This is a genomic window from Pseudomonas chlororaphis subsp. aurantiaca (assembly GCF_013466605.1).
Lineage (GTDB): Bacteria > Pseudomonadota > Gammaproteobacteria > Pseudomonadales > Pseudomonadaceae > Aquipseudomonas > Aquipseudomonas chlororaphis_I.
In genome coordinates this window covers 5,610,998-5,626,839 of record NZ_CP059162.1, presented here as the reverse complement: position 1 = coordinate 5,626,839, position 15,842 = coordinate 5,610,998, and the positions used below count along the sequence as shown (strand labels likewise).

Annotated in this window: 13 protein-coding genes; 5 read left to right on the top strand and 8 right to left on the bottom strand. The window is 63.3% G+C overall.

Annotated elements, in window-relative coordinates:
* The 4 genes from H0I86_RS25630 to lpxC all read left to right on the top strand — a co-directional run bounded on the left by H0I86_RS25630 (position 1) and on the right by lpxC (position 4,421).
* Complete coding sequence (locus H0I86_RS25630; protein ID WP_007922133.1) at positions 1 to 867, top strand: cell division protein FtsQ/DivIB; 867 nt, start codon at positions 1 to 3, stop codon at positions 865 to 867.
* A gap of 14 nt (positions 868 to 881) precedes the next feature.
* A complete protein-coding gene (gene ftsA, locus H0I86_RS25625; protein ID WP_007922131.1) occupies positions 882 to 2,141 on the top strand; it encodes a cell division protein FtsA in 1,260 nt (419 codons plus the stop codon).
* 65 nt (positions 2,142 to 2,206) lie between these two features.
* On the top strand, positions 2,207 to 3,397 hold the full coding sequence (gene ftsZ, locus H0I86_RS25620) for a cell division protein FtsZ (protein WP_007922129.1): 1,191 nt from the start codon (positions 2,207 to 2,209) through the stop codon (positions 3,395 to 3,397).
* Between the two features lie 112 nt (positions 3,398 to 3,509).
* Positions 3,510 to 4,421 carry a UDP-3-O-acyl-N-acetylglucosamine deacetylase gene (gene lpxC / locus H0I86_RS25615; RefSeq protein ID WP_009050714.1) on the top strand — a complete coding sequence of 304 codons (912 nt, stop codon included), beginning with the start codon at positions 3,510 to 3,512 and terminating at the stop codon, positions 4,419 to 4,421.
* Between the two features lie 133 nt (positions 4,422 to 4,554).
* Here the strand turns inward: lpxC and H0I86_RS25610 are convergent, their stop codons facing one another.
* The 7 genes from H0I86_RS25610 to H0I86_RS25580 form a co-directional block, all read right to left on the bottom strand.
* Positions 4,555 to 6,045: a sensor domain-containing diguanylate cyclase gene (locus H0I86_RS25610; protein ID WP_180922640.1), complete on the bottom strand. Its 1,491-nt coding sequence runs from the start codon at positions 6,043 to 6,045 to the stop codon at positions 4,555 to 4,557.
* A gap of 153 nt (positions 6,046 to 6,198) precedes the next feature.
* Positions 6,199 to 7,479 (bottom strand): OprD family porin, encoded by a 1,281-nt coding sequence (locus H0I86_RS25605; protein WP_180925910.1) that lies wholly within the window; start codon positions 7,477 to 7,479, stop codon positions 6,199 to 6,201.
* Positions 7,480 to 7,710: 231 nt separating this feature from the next.
* Positions 7,711 to 7,935 carry a hypothetical protein gene (locus H0I86_RS25600; RefSeq protein WP_180922639.1) on the bottom strand — a complete coding sequence of 75 codons (225 nt, stop codon included), beginning with the start codon at positions 7,933 to 7,935 and terminating at the stop codon, positions 7,711 to 7,713.
* A gap of 234 nt (positions 7,936 to 8,169) precedes the next feature.
* Complete coding sequence (locus H0I86_RS25595) at positions 8,170 to 9,534, bottom strand: heavy metal sensor histidine kinase (RefSeq protein ID WP_180922638.1); 1,365 nt, start codon at positions 9,532 to 9,534, stop codon at positions 8,170 to 8,172.
* Complete coding sequence (locus H0I86_RS25590; RefSeq protein ID WP_009050709.1) at positions 9,524 to 10,201, bottom strand: heavy metal response regulator transcription factor; 678 nt, start codon at positions 10,199 to 10,201, stop codon at positions 9,524 to 9,526. Before H0I86_RS25590 ends, H0I86_RS25595 begins: the two co-directional genes overlap by 11 nt.
* A gap of 9 nt (positions 10,202 to 10,210) precedes the next feature.
* The gene (locus tag H0I86_RS25585) at positions 10,211 to 13,306 is read right to left on the bottom strand and encodes a multidrug efflux RND transporter permease subunit (RefSeq protein ID WP_180922637.1); all 3,096 of its coding nucleotides are present in this window, start codon (positions 13,304 to 13,306) and stop codon (positions 10,211 to 10,213) included.
* Positions 13,303 to 14,472 carry an efflux RND transporter periplasmic adaptor subunit gene (locus H0I86_RS25580; protein WP_180922636.1) on the bottom strand — a complete coding sequence of 390 codons (1,170 nt, stop codon included), beginning with the start codon at positions 14,470 to 14,472 and terminating at the stop codon, positions 13,303 to 13,305. Before H0I86_RS25580 ends, H0I86_RS25585 begins: the two co-directional genes overlap by 4 nt.
* A gap of 242 nt (positions 14,473 to 14,714) precedes the next feature.
* Here H0I86_RS25580 and H0I86_RS25575 point away from each other — a divergent pair, with 242 nt between their 5' ends.
* Positions 14,715 to 14,957 carry a hypothetical protein gene (locus tag H0I86_RS25575; protein ID WP_180922635.1) on the top strand — a complete coding sequence of 81 codons (243 nt, stop codon included), beginning with the start codon at positions 14,715 to 14,717 and terminating at the stop codon, positions 14,955 to 14,957.
* Between the two features lie 128 nt (positions 14,958 to 15,085).
* On the opposite strand, the gene H0I86_RS25570 is transcribed toward H0I86_RS25575, so the two are convergent.
* Positions 15,086 to 15,835 carry a YkgJ family cysteine cluster protein gene (locus tag H0I86_RS25570; RefSeq protein ID WP_180922634.1) on the bottom strand — a complete coding sequence of 250 codons (750 nt, stop codon included), beginning with the start codon at positions 15,833 to 15,835 and terminating at the stop codon, positions 15,086 to 15,088.
* Positions 15,836 to 15,842 lie beyond the last annotated feature (7 nt).

Below are 15,842 nucleotides of genomic sequence, written 5' to 3'. Positions count from 1 at the left end.
ATGCAAGGCGCCCAGCTACGTCATCAGCAACCCGCTCCCGGCCGCAAGCCGGTGCCGCGTGGTGCCAGCCGGATGGTGGCCAAGGAGCCGATGTCGGCGCGCCTGCCGAAAGCCAACTTTGGCGTGCTGAAAAGCCTGATGTGGCCGGTGCTGCTGGTCGCGCTGGGCTTCGGTACTTACGAAGGCGCGCAACGCCTGTTGCCCTATGCCGACCGGCCGATCACCAAGGTCGCAGTGCAGGGCGACCTGAGTTACATCAGCCAGCAGGCGGTGCAGCAGCGGATCGCGCCCTACGTCGCGGCGAGCTTCTTCACCATCGACCTGGCGAGCATGCGTACCGAGCTGGAACAGATGCCATGGATCGCTCATGCCGAGGTACGGCGTGTGTGGCCGGACCAGGTGGTGATTCGCCTGGAAGAACAACTGCCGGTGGCCCGTTGGGGCGACGAAGCGCTGTTGAACAACCAGGGCCAGGCCTTCACCCCGCGTGAGCTGGCGAACTACGAGCACTTGCCACAGTTGTTCGGCCCGCAGCGGGCCCAGCAGCAGGTGATGCAGCAGTACCAGGTGCTGAGCCAGATGCTGCGCCCGATGGGCTTCTCCATCGCCCGTCTGGAGTTGCGCGAGCGCGGCAGCTGGTTCCTGACCACGGGGGCCGGCAGCGCCGGTCCTGGTATCGAGCTGTTGCTCGGACGCGATCATCTGGTGGAGAAGATGCGCCGCTTCATTGCCATTTATGAAAAAACGCTGAAAGAACAGATTACGAACATCGCGCGCATCGATCTGCGTTATGCCAACGGCCTGGCCGTCGGCTGGCGGGAACCTGTAGCGCCCACGACGGCCCAACCCGCCGTCGCGAAGAATTAAGAAGAGGCAGGACCATGGCAAACGTGCAAAGCGGCAAAATGATCGTCGGTCTGGATATCGGCACCTCCAAGGTGGTGGCGCTGGTAGGCGAGGTCGCGGCCGATGGCACGCTGGAAATCGTCGGTATCGGCACCCATCCATCGCGCGGCCTGAAGAAGGGCGTGGTGGTGAATATCGAGTCCACCGTTCAATCGATCCAGCGCGCGGTAGAAGAAGCGCAACTGATGGCCGGTTGCCGTATCCACTCGGCGTTCGTCGGCGTGGCGGGCAATCACATTCGCAGCCTGAATTCCCACGGCATCGTGGCGATTCGTGATCGCGAAGTGAGTTCGGCGGATCTGGAGCGGGTACTCGACGCGGCGCAGGCCGTGGCGATTCCGGCCGACCAGCGGGTGCTGCACACCCTGCCGCAGGATTACGTGATCGATAACCAGGAAGGGGTGCGCGAGCCCCTGGGCATGTCCGGCGTACGCCTGGAAGCCAAGGTGCACGTGGTGACCTGCGCGGTGAATGCCGCCCAGAACATCGAAAAGTGCGTGCGTCGCTGCGGCCTGGAAATCGACGACATCATTCTCGAACAGCTGGCCTCGGCGTATTCGGTGCTGACCGACGATGAGAAAGAGCTGGGCGTGTGCCTGGTGGATATCGGCGGCGGTACCACCGACATCGCGATCTTCACCGAAGGCGCGATCCGCCATACCGCAGTGATCCCGATTGCCGGCGACCAGGTGACCAACGACATCGCCATGGCGCTGCGTACGCCGACCCAGTACGCCGAAGAAATCAAGATCCGTTACGCCTGCGCCCTGGCCAAGCTGGCCGGTGCCGGTGAAACCATCAAGGTGCCAAGCGTCGGCGACCGTCCACCGCGCGAGCTGTCCCGCCAGGCCCTGGCTGAAGTGGTCGAGCCGCGCTACGACGAGCTGTTCACCCTGATCCAGGCCGAACTGCGTCGCAGTGGCTACGAAGACCTGATCCCGGCCGGCATCGTGCTGACCGGCGGTACTTCGAAAATGGAAGGCGCGGTCGAACTGGCCGAAGAGATTTTCCACATGCCGGTGCGCCTGGGCGTGCCTCACACCGTCAAGGGCCTGTCCGACGTGGTGCGCAATCCGATCTATTCCACTGGCGTGGGCTTGCTGCTGTACGGGCTGCAGAAGCAGTCCGACGGTATCTCGTTCTCCGGCATCGGCAGCCGGGACAGCTACAGCAGCGACGAACCCAAGGCAGCCTTGCTCGATCGCATCAAGAGCTGGGTACAGGGCAACTTCTGAAGATTTACCGCAACACCGTTGTAAGCAGTAGGCGAAAAAACTAGAGAAATGAAAGGAGAGGGAAAATGTTCGAACTCGTAGACAACGTCCCCGCAAGTCCGGTAATCAAGGTTATCGGTGTTGGCGGTGGCGGCGGCAACGCCGTCAATCACATGGTCAAGAGCAACATCGAAGGCGTCGAATTCATCTGCGCCAACACTGATGCTCAAGCGCTGAAAAACATCGGCGCGCGGACCATCCTGCAACTGGGTACCGGCGTGACCAAGGGCCTGGGTGCTGGCGCCAATCCTGAGGTCGGCCGTCAAGCCGCCCTGGAAGACCGCGAGCGTATCGCCGAAGTGCTGGCGGGCACCAACATGGTGTTCATCACGACCGGCATGGGCGGTGGTACCGGTACCGGTGCCGCGCCGATCATCGCCGAAGTGGCCAAGGAAATGGGCATCCTCACCGTTGCGGTGGTGACTCGTCCGTTCCCGTTCGAAGGCCGCAAGCGTATGCAGATCGCCGATGAAGGCATCCGCGCGCTGAGCGAAAGCGTCGATTCGTTGATCACCATTCCCAACGAAAAGCTGCTGACCATCCTCGGCAAGGACGCCAGCCTGCTGTCGGCTTTCGCCAAGGCCGACGACGTTCTGGCCGGTGCCGTTCGCGGTATTTCCGACATCATCAAGCGTCCGGGCATGATCAACGTCGACTTCGCCGACGTACGTACCGTGATGAGTGAAATGGGCATGGCGATGATGGGCACTGGCTGCGCCAGCGGTCCTAACCGTGCCCGTGAAGCGACCGAGGCGGCAATCCGCAACCCACTGCTGGAAGATGTGAACCTGCAAGGCGCGCGTGGCATCCTGGTGAACATCACCGCAGGTCCCGACCTGTCCCTGGGCGAGTACTCCGACGTGGGTAGCATCATCGAAGCCTTCGCTTCCGAGCACGCCATGGTCAAGGTCGGTACCGTTATCGATCCGGACATGCGCGACGAGCTGCACGTGACCGTGGTTGCCACGGGGCTGGGCGCGAAAATCGAGAAGCCTGTGAAGGTCATCGACAATACCGTGCAAACCTCCATGGCCGCTGCACAGGCGCCAGCCCCTGCCCGTCAGGAACTGCCGTCGGTCAACTACCGTGATCTGGACCGTCCGACCGTCATGCGCAACCAGGCCCAGGCCAGTGCTGCGACTGCGGCGAAGCTGAATCCGCAAGATGATCTGGACTATCTGGACATCCCGGCTTTCCTGCGTCGCCAGGCCGATTGATGGAATGTATCAGGGGTATTAGGGTGATTGGTGTTCAGCAAAGGCCTGGTCTGTTATTATCGCCAGCCTTTGTTGATACCAGTTCGCAATTTGCGCTGAAGCGGCCCAAGCCATGATTAAACAACGCACCCTGAAGAATATTATCCGTGCCACAGGTGTAGGCCTGCACTCTGGGGAGAAGGTTTACCTGACCCTCAAGCCTGCGCCTGTCGACACCGGCATTGTGTTTTGTCGTGCCGACCTGGACCCTGTGGTGCAGATACCTGCTCGCGCGGAAAACGTTGGTGAAACCACTATGTCGACCACCCTGGTCAACGGTGACGCCAAAGTGGACACGGTGGAGCACCTGCTCTCGGCCATGGCTGGCCTGGGCATCGATAACGCCTACGTCGAGCTCTCCGCGTCCGAAGTCCCGATCATGGATGGCAGCGCTGGACCCTTCGTATTCCTGATTCAATCTGCCGGCCTGGAAGAACAGGACGCAGCCAAGAAGTTCATCCGCATCCTTCGTGAGGTGACGGTGGAAGACGGCGACAAGCGCGCCACTTTCGTGCCTTTCGACGGTTTTAAAGTGAGCTTTGAGATCGATTTCGATCACCCGGTTTTCCGTGACCGCACCCAGAGTGCAAGCGTGGACTTTTCCAGCACTTCGTTCGTGAAGGAAGTCAGCCGCGCCCGTACCTTTGGTTTCATGAGTGATATCGAGTACCTGCGCAAGCACAACCTCGCACTCGGCGGCAGCGTGGAAAACGCCATCGTGGTCGACGCGGATGGTGTACTGAACGAGGACGGCCTTCGCTACGAAGACGAGTTCGTGAAGCACAAGATCCTCGACGCAATTGGTGACCTCTACCTGCTGGGCAACAGCCTGATAGGTGAGTTCAAAGGCTTCAAGTCGGGCCATGCACTGAACAACCAGCTTCTGCGCAAGCTCATTGAGCAGAAAGACGCTTGGGAAGTCGTGATCTTCGAAGATGCCAGCACTGCACCGATCTCTTATGTGCGTCCGGTTGCGGTCGTGTAACTAACACTCTCTTTCCTTTTGTTTTTAAAGGCTGCCTTCGGGTGGCCTTTTTTTATGTCCGCAGGTTTCTGTGCGCCTAGTGATGTTGTCGCAGGTAGTTCCTGCGGGCAGCGCAGGGCATGCAGAAGCGAGGTCAGCCCGCTACCACCCGGTTTCGCCCCTCGGCCTTGGCCTGGTACAGCGCTTTGTCGGCCATCGAGCACAGCGCTTTCAGGCTGGACTTCGGCGTGCCCGCCCAGGTGCTGAGGCCGATGCTGATGGTGATCGGCGAGGCGCCATCCTGGATCGGCGGCAGGCGCTCGATCGCCAGGCGAATATGCTCGGCGATACGCCGGGCGCCCTCGTTGTCAGTCTCCGGCAGGACCACGGCGAACTCTTCGCCACCATAGCGTGCGGCCAGGTCACCGGGGCGCCGGATATTGTCACTGATCACCCGGGCGACGATGCGCAGGGCTTCATCGCCGAGGGGGTGGCCGTAGCGGTCGTTGAAGGCCTTGAAGTGATCCACGTCCAACATCAGCAGCGACAGCGCACTATGGGAGCGCTGCGCACGTCCCCATTCGCGAGCCAGGGTCTGATCCAGGCTGCGACGGTTGTCGAGGCCAGTGAGGGCATCGGTGGCCGCCAGTTGCGCGAGTTCCTGCTCGGCGCTCTGGCGTCGGCGCAATTCCCGGCACAGCAGCCAGGTCAGCCACAGCAGGCCCAGGCACAGCGCACCGGTGGCGCCGCCGACCACCAGCGCGGTGCGCTGCCAGGAGGCGAATACTTCATTGCTGGAGAGCGCCACGATCACGATCAGCGGCAGGTCCCCGACCTGGGAGAAGGTGTACAGGCGCGGCTGCTGGGTGCTGGACATGCCTTTGAAGCTGCCGTTTCCCTCGCGCAGGATGCGGATGAAATTGGGCCGTTGGCTGAAGTTCTGGCCGATCAGGTTGTCCGCTCGCGGCGGTTCCTGGGCCAACAGGATACCGTCGCGACTGATCAGGTTGACCGAGCTGTCGTGGCCGACATTCAGGCTTTTGAACAACTGGCTGAAGTAGTCCAGGCGCATGGCCGCTTCGGCCACGCCGAGGAACTCCCCGCGCTCGCTGGAAACCCGCCGGCTGAAACTGATGCGCCAATCCTGCTCGGGCGAGCGGGCGCGGAACGGTCGGCTGATCAGCATGCCCGGATCGGGGTTATTCACATGGGATTGGAAATACTCTTGATCGGCAAAGTTGCCCTTGCGCGGTTCGGCCGAAGTGGAGTCGGCGAGCACGTCGCCGCGCGCGTCGAGCAGCAGGATATTGCCCTTGTAGGGCGCCGCGGTGGCCCGGTCGAACAGCGCCATATGGCGAATGGTCGGCGAGACCTGTTTCAGGTCGTCGCGTTGCGAGGCGCTGATCAGGCCTCGCAGGGATACGTCGTACAGCTCGACGTTGCGCAGCACGTCGGCGTCGATCAATTGCACGATGTTGGAAGCCGCGCGGGTGGCGGCCATTTCGGCGCTGCCGCGTTCGCGAATCAGCAAGAAGGTCACGATGCTCAGGATGGAGATGACCATCAATGAGCTTCCAAGAATCAGCATCCTTTCCGACCGGGTCGAAGTGGTCGCGTTGCGGGGTGTCGCACTACTCACACTCATGGTTCTGACTTCTGCGTTGTGTACGTTTTCTATAAGGGTGTTTCGGGTGAAGCGAGCAGAGTTGCAGAGACCGATCGCGCCTGCGGGCGCATGTATAAATCGCAGACAAAAAAAAGGCCAGCAAAATGATGCTGGCCTTTTGCTGACTGGCGCTTAGAGCACATTGAATGGGTAATCGACGATCACCCGGTATTCGTCGGTGTCGTTGTCCAGCGCGCCATAACCGTTGCCGCCACGGTTGGTGGCCCACTGCAGGCGGACCGCCAGGTCCTTGGCCTTGCCACCCTGCACCACGTACTTGAGGTCAAGGTCGCGTTCCCAGTGCTTGGCGTGCTCGCCGCCGGCGCTGTACCAGTGGGCGTAGCCACGGCTGTGCGGATCGACCTTGGTCAGGTCCAGCTCGCCGCGCGAGTAGGAGAGCGCCGACGTCAGGCCCGGCAGGCCGAGGCCGGCGAAGTCGTAGGCGTACTTGAGTTTCCACGAGCGCTCGTTGGGGCCGTTGAAATCCGAATACTGCTGGGAGTTATCCAGGTAGATGCTGTCGCCCTGGTTGATGTAGTCGAACGGTGTGTTGCCGTTCACCCGCTGGTAGGCGGCGGTGAGGCTGTGATGGCCCACGCCCAGGGTGAAATGCAGGCTGTAGGTGTTGTTGTCGATGTCGCCCAGCAGCGCGTCGCCGGTGTCCTGGGTGTGATAGAAGTGCAGGCCCGGGTTCAGGGTCACCAACTCGTTCAGCGCATAGCTGTAGTCGAGGTCGTAGTAGTACTGGTTCCAGATGTCCTTGAGTTCGGCGGCGTACAGGCTGCTGATCAACCCGCTCACGCCGCTCCAGGCCACGCCGGCCCAGTTCAGGTGGCGGCTTTCGTCGCCGTCCAGCAGTTTGCCGTAGGCCGTGTCGATACGCTGGCGGCCGCTCTGGTTGTAGAGCTTGGTGAAACTGGCCTGGCCGCCTTCGAACAGCCAGCCATCGAAGCTGTGGTTGGTCAGGCTAACCCCGCGGAAGGTCTGCGGCAGCATGCGGCTCTGGCCGCCGGCGATCACCGGATTGTTGAGGAACAGGTCGCCGGCCTTGAGCTCGGTGTCGAAGGCGCGGATTTTCAGGGTGGCGCCAGCGGTGGAGAACGACGTCGGGGCTTTGCCGTTGCCATCGCTGACCGGCAGGATGCTCGAGCCGTCGGTACCGCCACCGCCATCGAGTTTCAAGCCGAGCATGGCGTTGGCATCGAGGCCGAAACCGACCGTACCCGGGGTATAACCCGACTCGAAGATCCCCAGAAAACCCTGGCCCCACTCGATGTTGTCATCGTTCTGCTGGTGGCGGTTGCGATTCATGTAGTAGTTGCGGGCGTTGAGCTTGAGGCTTGCGCCTTCGACGAAGCCTTCGGGGCTGGCCTGATCGGCCGCCTGGGCACAGGGGGCGATAGTTGCAGCCATTGCAATGAACAACGGGCTGAGAGTTGAAGTGACCTTCACCGGTATAAAGCTCCTTGGATGAATGATGACAGTTGTTATTGTCGATTCGGGTGTTTCTTGTTCTGGGTGAAACGAATGAAACAGTCGGTTCTACATGGCAAAAAAAAGCCGCTGTTATCAGCGGCTTTAAGACAACTTACTCCAGGGGGTAGAGCAGAGAAGTTGTCGAGGGAAACGAGTCGGTAGCGGGTATCAGCTGTCTTTCCGAACTTCCGGCTGGCGTTGTTCCGCCGTGATGTTCTGCGGCTTCCCGCTGTTCTGTTGCTTGGCAGCCAGCGCTTCCTGGGCGTCCTGGAATGCAGCGGCACGTGCAGCGTTATGCGCGGCGAAAGTCTGCGATTCTTCGGCCATGGCCATAGGGGCCAAGAACAGGGAGGACAAAACAAAGGCGCTGGCAATACCCATACTGTTGGACATTTCTGAAGACCTTCTTGCAGAGCAAGTTCAAATTAGGTGCGACAAAAATATAACTTCAGGGCTGCTGGAAAAAGCGCCGAACAGGATAAGCACTGTTACACCAAAAGCAATAGTTGACACCGCTTCTGCAGGAACCAGACTTGCCGGCGATGCAGTCAATGCGGTGCATCTGACATGCCGCCATCGCGAGCAATCGAGCGTCGATCGGCTGCTCCTGCGGAAGAAGAGGAGGGCTCAGATCGGCAGGTAGATGCCGAAGGTATTCATGCCGTCATCGCTGCGCACGAACACGTCGCCGCCGTGCATCAGGGCGATGGCCTTGACGATCGCCAGCCCCAGGCCGTGGTTGGCGCCGCTGTTGCTGCGGGAGGCGTCGACCCGGTAGAAGCGCTCGAACAGCCGTGGCAGATGTTCGCGGGCGATGGCCTGGCCAGGGTTGCTCACGGCGATGGCTACCTGGTGTTCCTGCACATCGATCTGTACCTGGATCACCTGCCCGGGTTCGGTGTGCTGCACGGCATTGCTCAACAGGTTGATCAGCGCCCGGCGCAGGTGGGCGATCTCGATCTGCACCTGGGCATCGCCGCGCACCTCGACCTTGACCTGGGCGTCTTCGAGGATGAAGTCGAGGTAGTCCAGGGTGGTTGCCACTTCGCTGGCCAGGGAGGTGCTGGTGAGCTTGGTGGCCTTGCTGCCCTGGTCGGCGCTGGCCAGGAACAGCATGTCGTTGATGATCGAGCGCAGTCGTTCCAGCTCTTCGAGATTGGATTGCAGCACCTCGAAATAATGCTCGGCGGAACGCCCGCGGGTCAGCGCCACCTGGGTCTGGCCGATCAGGTTGGTCAGCGGCGAGCGCAGTTCGTGGGCGACGTCGGCATTGAAGGATTCCAGGCGCGAATAGGCCTGTTCCACCCTCTCCAGGGTCGAGTTGAACGAGTTGGCGAACTGCGTCAGCTCCGGCGGCAGCGACGACAGCTGCAAGCGCCCGGAAAGCCTCGGCGGGGCCAGGCGCTGGGCCTCTTCGGACAGCCCGATCAAGGGCTTGAGGCCGATGCGCGCCACCCAGTAACCCAGCGCCGAGGCCAGCAACACGCCGACGATGGCCAGGCTGATCAGGGCAATCAACAGCTGGTGCTGGGTCTCGTAGAAGGTCTCGGTGTCGATGGCGATCAGAAAGCGCAGCGGCGGGCGCAGCTCCTTGGCCGGTAGCTGGCTGACCAGCACTTTCAGCGGATAGGGATGCCCGGGCAGGGTCAGGTCGCGCATGCCCAGCGGGCCCTGGGCGAAGCGGCGGATCTGCGGGGCGGGGTTGCCGTATTCGTAGGCGGGGTCGCCGCTGACCACCCAGAAACGGATGCGCTTGTCTTCTTCGCTGAGCAGCTTGAGCTTGTTGTTGATCTTGGCCCAGTGCTCCGGGTTGCCGAAGCGCGTCAGGGCCGATTCCAGCACGCTGTAGCGCGCGTCCAGTTCGGCCTCGGGCAGCAGGCCCAGGCCCTTGTCCACCTGTTGATAGAGCGCGCCGCCGATCAGCAGGAAGATCAGCAGGGCGACCAGGGTGAACAGCCCGCTCAGGCGCAGGGCAATCGAGTTACGAGGCACCGCGGTTCTCCAGCACGTAACCCATGCCGCGGATGGTGTGCAGCAGTTTCTGTTCGAATGGCCCGTCGAGCTTGGCCCGCAGGCGCTTGATCGCCACTTCGACGACGTTGGCGTCGCTGTCGAAGTTGATGTCCCAGACCATCTCGGCGATCGCGGTTTTCGACAGGATCTCGCCCTGGCGCCGGGCGAGCACGCTGAGCAACGAGAACTCCTTGGCGGTCAGGTCCAGGCGCGTGCCGGCGCGGCTGGCCTTGCGGCTGATCAGGTCGATCCACAGGTCGGCGATGCTGATCTGCACCGGTTCGTGACCACCGCTGCGACGGGTCAAGGCCTGCAGGCGCGCCACCAGTTCGAGGAAGGAAAAGGGCTTGCCCAGGTAGTCGTCGGCGCCGTCGCGCAGGCCCTTGATGCGGTCTTCGACGCGCTCGCGGGCGGTGAGCATGATCACCGGCGTCTGCTTGCGCGCGCGCAGGGCCCGCAACACGCCGAAGCCGTCGATGCCGGGCAGCATCACGTCGAGCACGATCACCGCGTAGTCGCTTTCCAGCGCCAGGTGCAGGCCCTCGACGCCGTCGCGCGCGAGGTCCACGGTGTAGCCTTGTTCGGTCAGTCCGCGGTGCAGATAGTCTGCGGTTTTTTCTTCGTCTTCGATAATCAGAACGCGCATGACCCCGCCTCAGGATGTGCTTGCCAGCGCTGGCGCTGGTGTGGGCCGATGGAATAGCCGCTCGAGCCACAAGTATATGACTGGAGTGGTGAACAGCGTCAGCGCCTGGCTCACCAGCAGGCCACCGACCACGGCGATCCCCAGTGGCTGGCGCAGCTCCGCGCCGGCGCCATAGCCGAGCATCAGCGGCAGGGCGCCGAGCAGGGCTGCGAGGGTGGTCATGATGATCGGCCGGAAACGGGTGATACAGGCCTGGTAGATCGCCTCCTGTGGCGACAGCCCGCCCTTGCGCTGGGCTTCGAGGGCGAAGTCGATCATCAGGATGCCGTTTTTCTTGACGATGCCGATCAGCAGCACCAGGCCGATCAGGGCCATGATCGAGAAGTCCTGGCCCAGCAGCCAGAGCATGATCAACGCGCCGAGGCCGGCCGAGGGCAGGGTGGAAATGATGGTCAGCGGATGGACGAAGCTCTCGTAGAGCACGCCGAGGATGATGTACACCGCCACCAGCGCCGCGAGGATCAGCCACGGCTGGCTGGCCAGGGAACTCTGGAAGGCCTGGGCCGCGCCCTGGAAGTTGCCGGCAATGGAGGCGGGCATGCCGATCTGGTTTTTCGCCTGCTCGAGCATGATCACCGCATCACCCAGGGCCACGCCGGGCGCCAGGTTGAACGATAGGTTGGCGGCCGGGAACATGCCGTCGTGGGCGATGGACAGCGGGCCGACGGTGGGCGGATCGACCTTGGCCAGCGCCGACAGCGGCACCATCTCGCCGCTCAGGGGCGAGCGCAGGTAGAAGTAATTCAGGCTTTCGGCCTTGCCACGTTGCCTGGCGTCCAGTTCGAGGATCACGTTGTATTGGTTGGTCTCGGTCTGGAACTCGTTGACCTGGCGCTGGCCGAAGGCGTCGTAGAGCGCTTCGTCGACATCGGTGGCGGTCAGGCCGAAACGCGCCGCGGCGCTGCGGTCGATGCTGATATGGGTGATGCTGCTGCCCAGTTGCAGGTCGTTGGACAGGTCGCGAAAGGCCGGGTTGGCCCGCAGTTTTTCCGTCAGGCGCTGGGTCCAGGTATTCAGCGTCGGCCCGTCGTTGCTCTTGAGCACGTACTGGTACTGGCTGCGGCTCGGCCCGGAGCTGAGGTTGATGTCCTGGCCGGCCCGCAGGTACAGGACGATGCCCGGGACCCTGGCCAGCTGCGGGCGAATGCGGTCGATGAACTGGCTGGCGGAAACGTCCCGCTGGCCGCGGTCCTTGAGGGCGATCCAGAAGCGGCCGTTGGCGATGGTCTGGTTATTGCCGGTGACGCCGACCGAGTGGGAGAAGGTTTCCACCGCCGGGTCGGCACCGAGGATCTTCGCCAGGGCCAGGTGTTTTGCCACCATGTCCGGGTAGGAGATGTCGGCCGCCGCTTCGCTGGTGCCCAGTACGAAGCCGGTGTCCTGCACCGGGAAGAAGCCCTTGGGAATGAACACATAGCCGGCGATGGCCAGGCCCAGGGTCAGGCCGAACAGGCCGAGCATCAGCCGCTGATGGTCCAGCGCCCGGCGCAGCCCGCGTTCGTAGAACGCCAGCAGGCGTTCGCCGAAGCCCGGACGATCGTGAGGATGATGAGTCGGGGCGCGCATGAACAGCGCCGCCAGGGTAGGCGCCAGGGTCAGCGACACCACCACCGAAATCAGGATGGTCGAGGTGGCAGTCAGGGCAAATTCCTTGAACAGTCGCCCGACCACGCCACCCATGAACAGCAGGGGAATGAACGCGGCGATCAGCGAGAAGCTGATGGACACCACGGTGAAGCCGATTTCGCCGGCGCCCTTGATCGCCGCCTCGCGCATGCCGTCGCCGGCTTCCAGATGGCGATGGATGTTCTCCACCACGACAATCGCGTCGTCGACCACGAAACCCACCGAGATCACGATCGCCACCAGGGTCAGGTTGTTCAGGCTGAAGCCCAGCACATACATCAGCGCGAAGCTGGCCACCAGCGACACCCCGAGCACGCTGGAGACGATCAGCGTCGCCGACAGCTGGCGCAGGAACAGCGCCATTACCGCCACCACCAGCAACACCGCGATCAGCAGGGTGATTTCCACTTCGTGCAAGGACGCGCGGATGGTCTTGGTGCGGTCCGAGAGCACGGTCACGTCCACCGAGGCCGGCAGCATGGCTTCCAGGCGCGGCAACTCGCTTTGGATACGGTCCACGGTGTCGACGATGTTGGCTCCCGGCTGGCGGAAGATCACCAGGTTGAGCCCCGGCTGGTCGTTGGACCAGGCCTGCACATAGGCGTTTTCCGGGCCGCTGATGACCCGGGCGACATCCTTGAGCTGCACCGGTGCGCCGTTCTTGTAGGAGACGATCAACTGGCCGTAGTCATCGGGATGGAACAGCTGGTCGTTGGTCGACAGGGTCGAGATGCTCGATTCGCCATACAGCGCGCCCTTGGCCAGGTTGAGGCTGGCCTGCTGCAGGGCGACGCGGATATCGGCCAGGGTCAGGCCGATGGCTGCCAGCCGGTCGGGCGAGGCCTGGACGCGGATCGCCGGGCGTTGCTGGCCGGTGATGTTGATCAGGCCAACGCCGTCGATCTGGCTGATCTGCCGGGCCAGCAGGGTTTCCACGTAGTCGCTCAGTTCAGTGCCGGGCATCTGCGTGGAGCTGATGCTGAGGATCAGCACCGGGCTGTCCGCCGGGTTGACCTTGCGCCAGGTGGGCAGGCTCGGCATGTCGTTGGGCAGCTTGCCCGAAGCGGTGTTGATCGCCGCCTGCACTTCCTGGGCGGCGGTGTCGATGCTCTTGTCGAGGGTGAACTGCAGGGTCAGGATGGTCGAGCCCAGGGCGCTGCTGGAGGTCATCTGGGTCATGCCGGGGATGGCGCTGAACTGCACCTCCAGCGGCGTGGCCACCGAAGAGGCCATGGTTTCCGGGCTGGCGCCGGGCAACTGCGCGGAGACCTGGATGGTCGGGAATTCGGCTTCCGGCAGCGGGGCGATGGGCAGCCGGGGAAAGGCGATGGCGCCCAGCAGCACCAGGGCGAAGGTCAGCAGCAGGGTGGCGACCGGATGATCGACGCACCAGGCGGAGATCGAGCCGTGGCCCTTCATGGCTGCGGCTCCGTGTTCGCGGCCTGGATCTGTTGTGGCGGTTCGCTGAGCACCTCGATGCGCGAGCCGGCCTTGAGTCGCGACTGGCCGTCACTGACCAGCAGGTCGCCGGCCTGTACACCCTTGATGATGTTCTGGCCGCTGTCCTGATAGATCATCTGCACCGGGACGATTTCCACCTTGTCGTCCTTGACCCGATAAACGAAGTGCTTGTCCAGGCCGCGCTGCACCACGTTGGGCACCACCACCAGGGCGGCCTTCTCCACGGCGGTGCGGATCTTGATGGTCACCAGCTGGCCGGGCCAGAGCTTTTGCCCGGGATTGTTGAATTCGGCCTTGGCGCGGATGGTCCCGGTATTGGTGTCGATCTGGTTGTCGATCAGGCTCAGGTGGCCTTCGCCCAGGCGCTCGCCTGTATTGGAGTCGGTATCGGCGCCCAGGTAGGCGTCCACCGTGGCCGGGCGTTCGGCGACCAGCAGCCCCTGCAAGGTCGGCAGCATCTGTTGCGGCAAGGCAAACTCGACTGCGATCGGGTCGATCTGGGTCACCGAGAACAGGCCCTGGGTATCGCTGGTGCGCAGGAAATTGCCTTCGTCCACGGTGCGGATGCCGACGCGACCGGACACCGGCGAGCGGATCTGGGTATAGGACAGCTGCACCTGCGCCGCATCGATGGCGGCCTGGTTGCCCTGGGCGCTGGCCTTGAGCTGGTTGACCAGCGCTTGCTGCTGGTCGTAGGTCTGCTTGGACACGCCGTCATCCACCGACAGCAGCTTGTAGCGCTTGAGGTTGACCTGGGCCACCTGCAGTTGCGCCTGATTTTCCGCCAGTTGCGCCCGGGCCTGGTCGAGGCTGGCGCGGATCGAGCGGTCGTCGATGGTCGCCAGCAGGTCGCCGGCCTTGACCAGTTGGCCTTCCTTGACCAGCAGCCGGGTGAGGATGCCGTCCACCTGGGGCCGGATCACCACGCTGTGCAGCGACAGCACCGAACCGATGCCACTGACATACCGCGGCACATCCCGCTGGGCGACGCTGATCACCCGTACCGGCACCGCGGTCGGCGCTGCCAGTTTGGCGCTGGGCGGCTTGAGCAGGTGCCATAGGCCCGTGGCGGCGAGAACGGCGCACACACCTGCGAGCACAAGGGTTGTTTTTCGATTACGCATGGACGCCAGCGCCGGGGGGGGCAGGTGGGACGGGAGGATGGCCAGTATCGAGGGCCCCTTTATAGCCGGCCGACCCGGTCAGCAACGTGACGCCTGCCTGACAGCGCTGTCAGCAAAGGCCGACCGCATGACCCTGGCCCATGCCGGTCGCGGCAGGTCAAAGACCCGCAACGTGGGTATACTGCCGGCCCTCGCGGCCCGTTTCCCCGGGCCCGGCCTTTGCTTTTCACCCCGGAGCTTCCATGACTACCCCAGCACAACCGCCTGTGTCCGACGCTCCCAGCGCCGACCAGGTCGACGACGCCAGCGCGCCTGGCGAAGGCAAGCCGGCGATCGCGCCGTTCAAGTTTCCGTTCAAGCCGTCCGAATTCGTCCAGGCCAAGAGTGCCCAGCAACCCTGGTACAAGAACGGCGCCACCAACGGCCACACCAAGACCCCGGGCGCGGCGCCACCCGGCACCCGTCGCTCGATGGGCAAGCGCTGAGTCCGGGCTTCTGTAGCCGCTGCCGAAGGCTCGGGCCGCGTTCGGACGATCGACCGCGAAGCGGGCGCACGGCCTTAAGATCGCCGAAGGCCTTCGGCCTTATCGCAGCCTGCGGCTGCAGCTACAGGTCAGGCCGCGCGCAGGGAAATGAAGGCGTAGGTGAGCGGCGCCTCGGTCACTACCTGGGCGCCGGCGTCCTGCACCTGCCCGGCAATGTCCGCGCCAGAGACATGGAACAGCCACTCGCTGGCCGGCGCGGCCAGCGGTTGCGCCTGGACCCGCTCGATGGCTTCGGCCAGGGCGGCCATGTCCGGCAGGTAGGCGGTAAAGCCGTCGCCCTTGAGGGCGGTGGTGTGAATCCCCAGTAGCTGGCAGATGGCTTGTTTGCTGTGGATATCGTCGCGGTCGGCCTGGCGTGAGCGCTGGATCAGTTCGGCCAGTTCCCGGTCCACCAGTTCACCGCCGACAATCAGCTGCGGGCCTTTTTCCCAGGACTCGGGTGGGCATTCCTTGATCGCCGGGTTGAGCGGGATGTGCGGATTGATTTCCATCGGGTAGATGCGGCACACCAGAGGCCGGCGCTCATAGATCCGGCACAGCTGGTCTTCGTCAAGATTCCGGCAGGGGCCGACGTTGTAGGCGGCGAAGGTGATCGCCACATGGGCCTGGGCATTGCCGCTGGGCACCACGCAGGAACGCCGTTCGGCGTGCTCGCGCTGCTGTGCCGGCAGCCCCAGGCCATTGCTCAGGAAGCCTTCCACCAGCACGATCACCTGGCCGCCATCCAGCGCCCACTGGCGGGCTTCGCCGAGGGTCAGGGGAACGTGGTGATCGTTGCAGCACTTGCCGCAGCCTACGCAGGAAAAACGAGTATTCATTGAGCCG

What these genes read in the sequence shown, in the direction of transcription:
- H0I86_RS25630 (WP_007922133.1), top strand. Translation starts at nt 1, where the DNA reads ATGCAAGGCGCCCAGCTACGTCATCAGCAACCCGCTCCCGGCCGCAAG.
- ftsA (WP_007922131.1), top strand. Translation starts at nt 882, where the DNA reads ATGGCAAACGTGCAAAGCGGCAAAATGATCGTCGGTCTGGATATCGGC.
- ftsZ (WP_007922129.1), top strand. Translation starts at nt 2,207, where the DNA reads ATGTTCGAACTCGTAGACAACGTCCCCGCAAGTCCGGTAATCAAGGTT.
- lpxC (WP_009050714.1), top strand. Translation starts at nt 3,510, where the DNA reads ATGATTAAACAACGCACCCTGAAGAATATTATCCGTGCCACAGGTGTA.
- H0I86_RS25610 (WP_180922640.1), bottom strand. Translation starts at nt 6,045, where the DNA reads ATGAGTGTGAGTAGTGCGACACCCCGCAACGCGACCACTTCGACCCGG.
- H0I86_RS25605 (WP_180925910.1), bottom strand. Translation starts at nt 7,479, where the DNA reads ATGGCTGCAACTATCGCCCCCTGTGCCCAGGCGGCCGATCAGGCCAGC.
- H0I86_RS25600 (WP_180922639.1), bottom strand. Translation starts at nt 7,935, where the DNA reads ATGTCCAACAGTATGGGTATTGCCAGCGCCTTTGTTTTGTCCTCCCTG.
- H0I86_RS25590 (WP_009050709.1), bottom strand. Translation starts at nt 10,201, where the DNA reads ATGCGCGTTCTGATTATCGAAGACGAAGAAAAAACCGCAGACTATCTG.
- H0I86_RS25585 (WP_180922637.1), bottom strand. Translation starts at nt 13,306, where the DNA reads ATGAAGGGCCACGGCTCGATCTCCGCCTGGTGCGTCGATCATCCGGTC.
- H0I86_RS25580 (WP_180922636.1), bottom strand. Translation starts at nt 14,472, where the DNA reads ATGCGTAATCGAAAAACAACCCTTGTGCTCGCAGGTGTGTGCGCCGTT.
- H0I86_RS25575 (WP_180922635.1), top strand. Translation starts at nt 14,715, where the DNA reads ATGACTACCCCAGCACAACCGCCTGTGTCCGACGCTCCCAGCGCCGAC.
- H0I86_RS25570 (WP_180922634.1), bottom strand. Translation starts at nt 15,835, where the DNA reads ATGAATACTCGTTTTTCCTGCGTAGGCTGCGGCAAGTGCTGCAACGAT.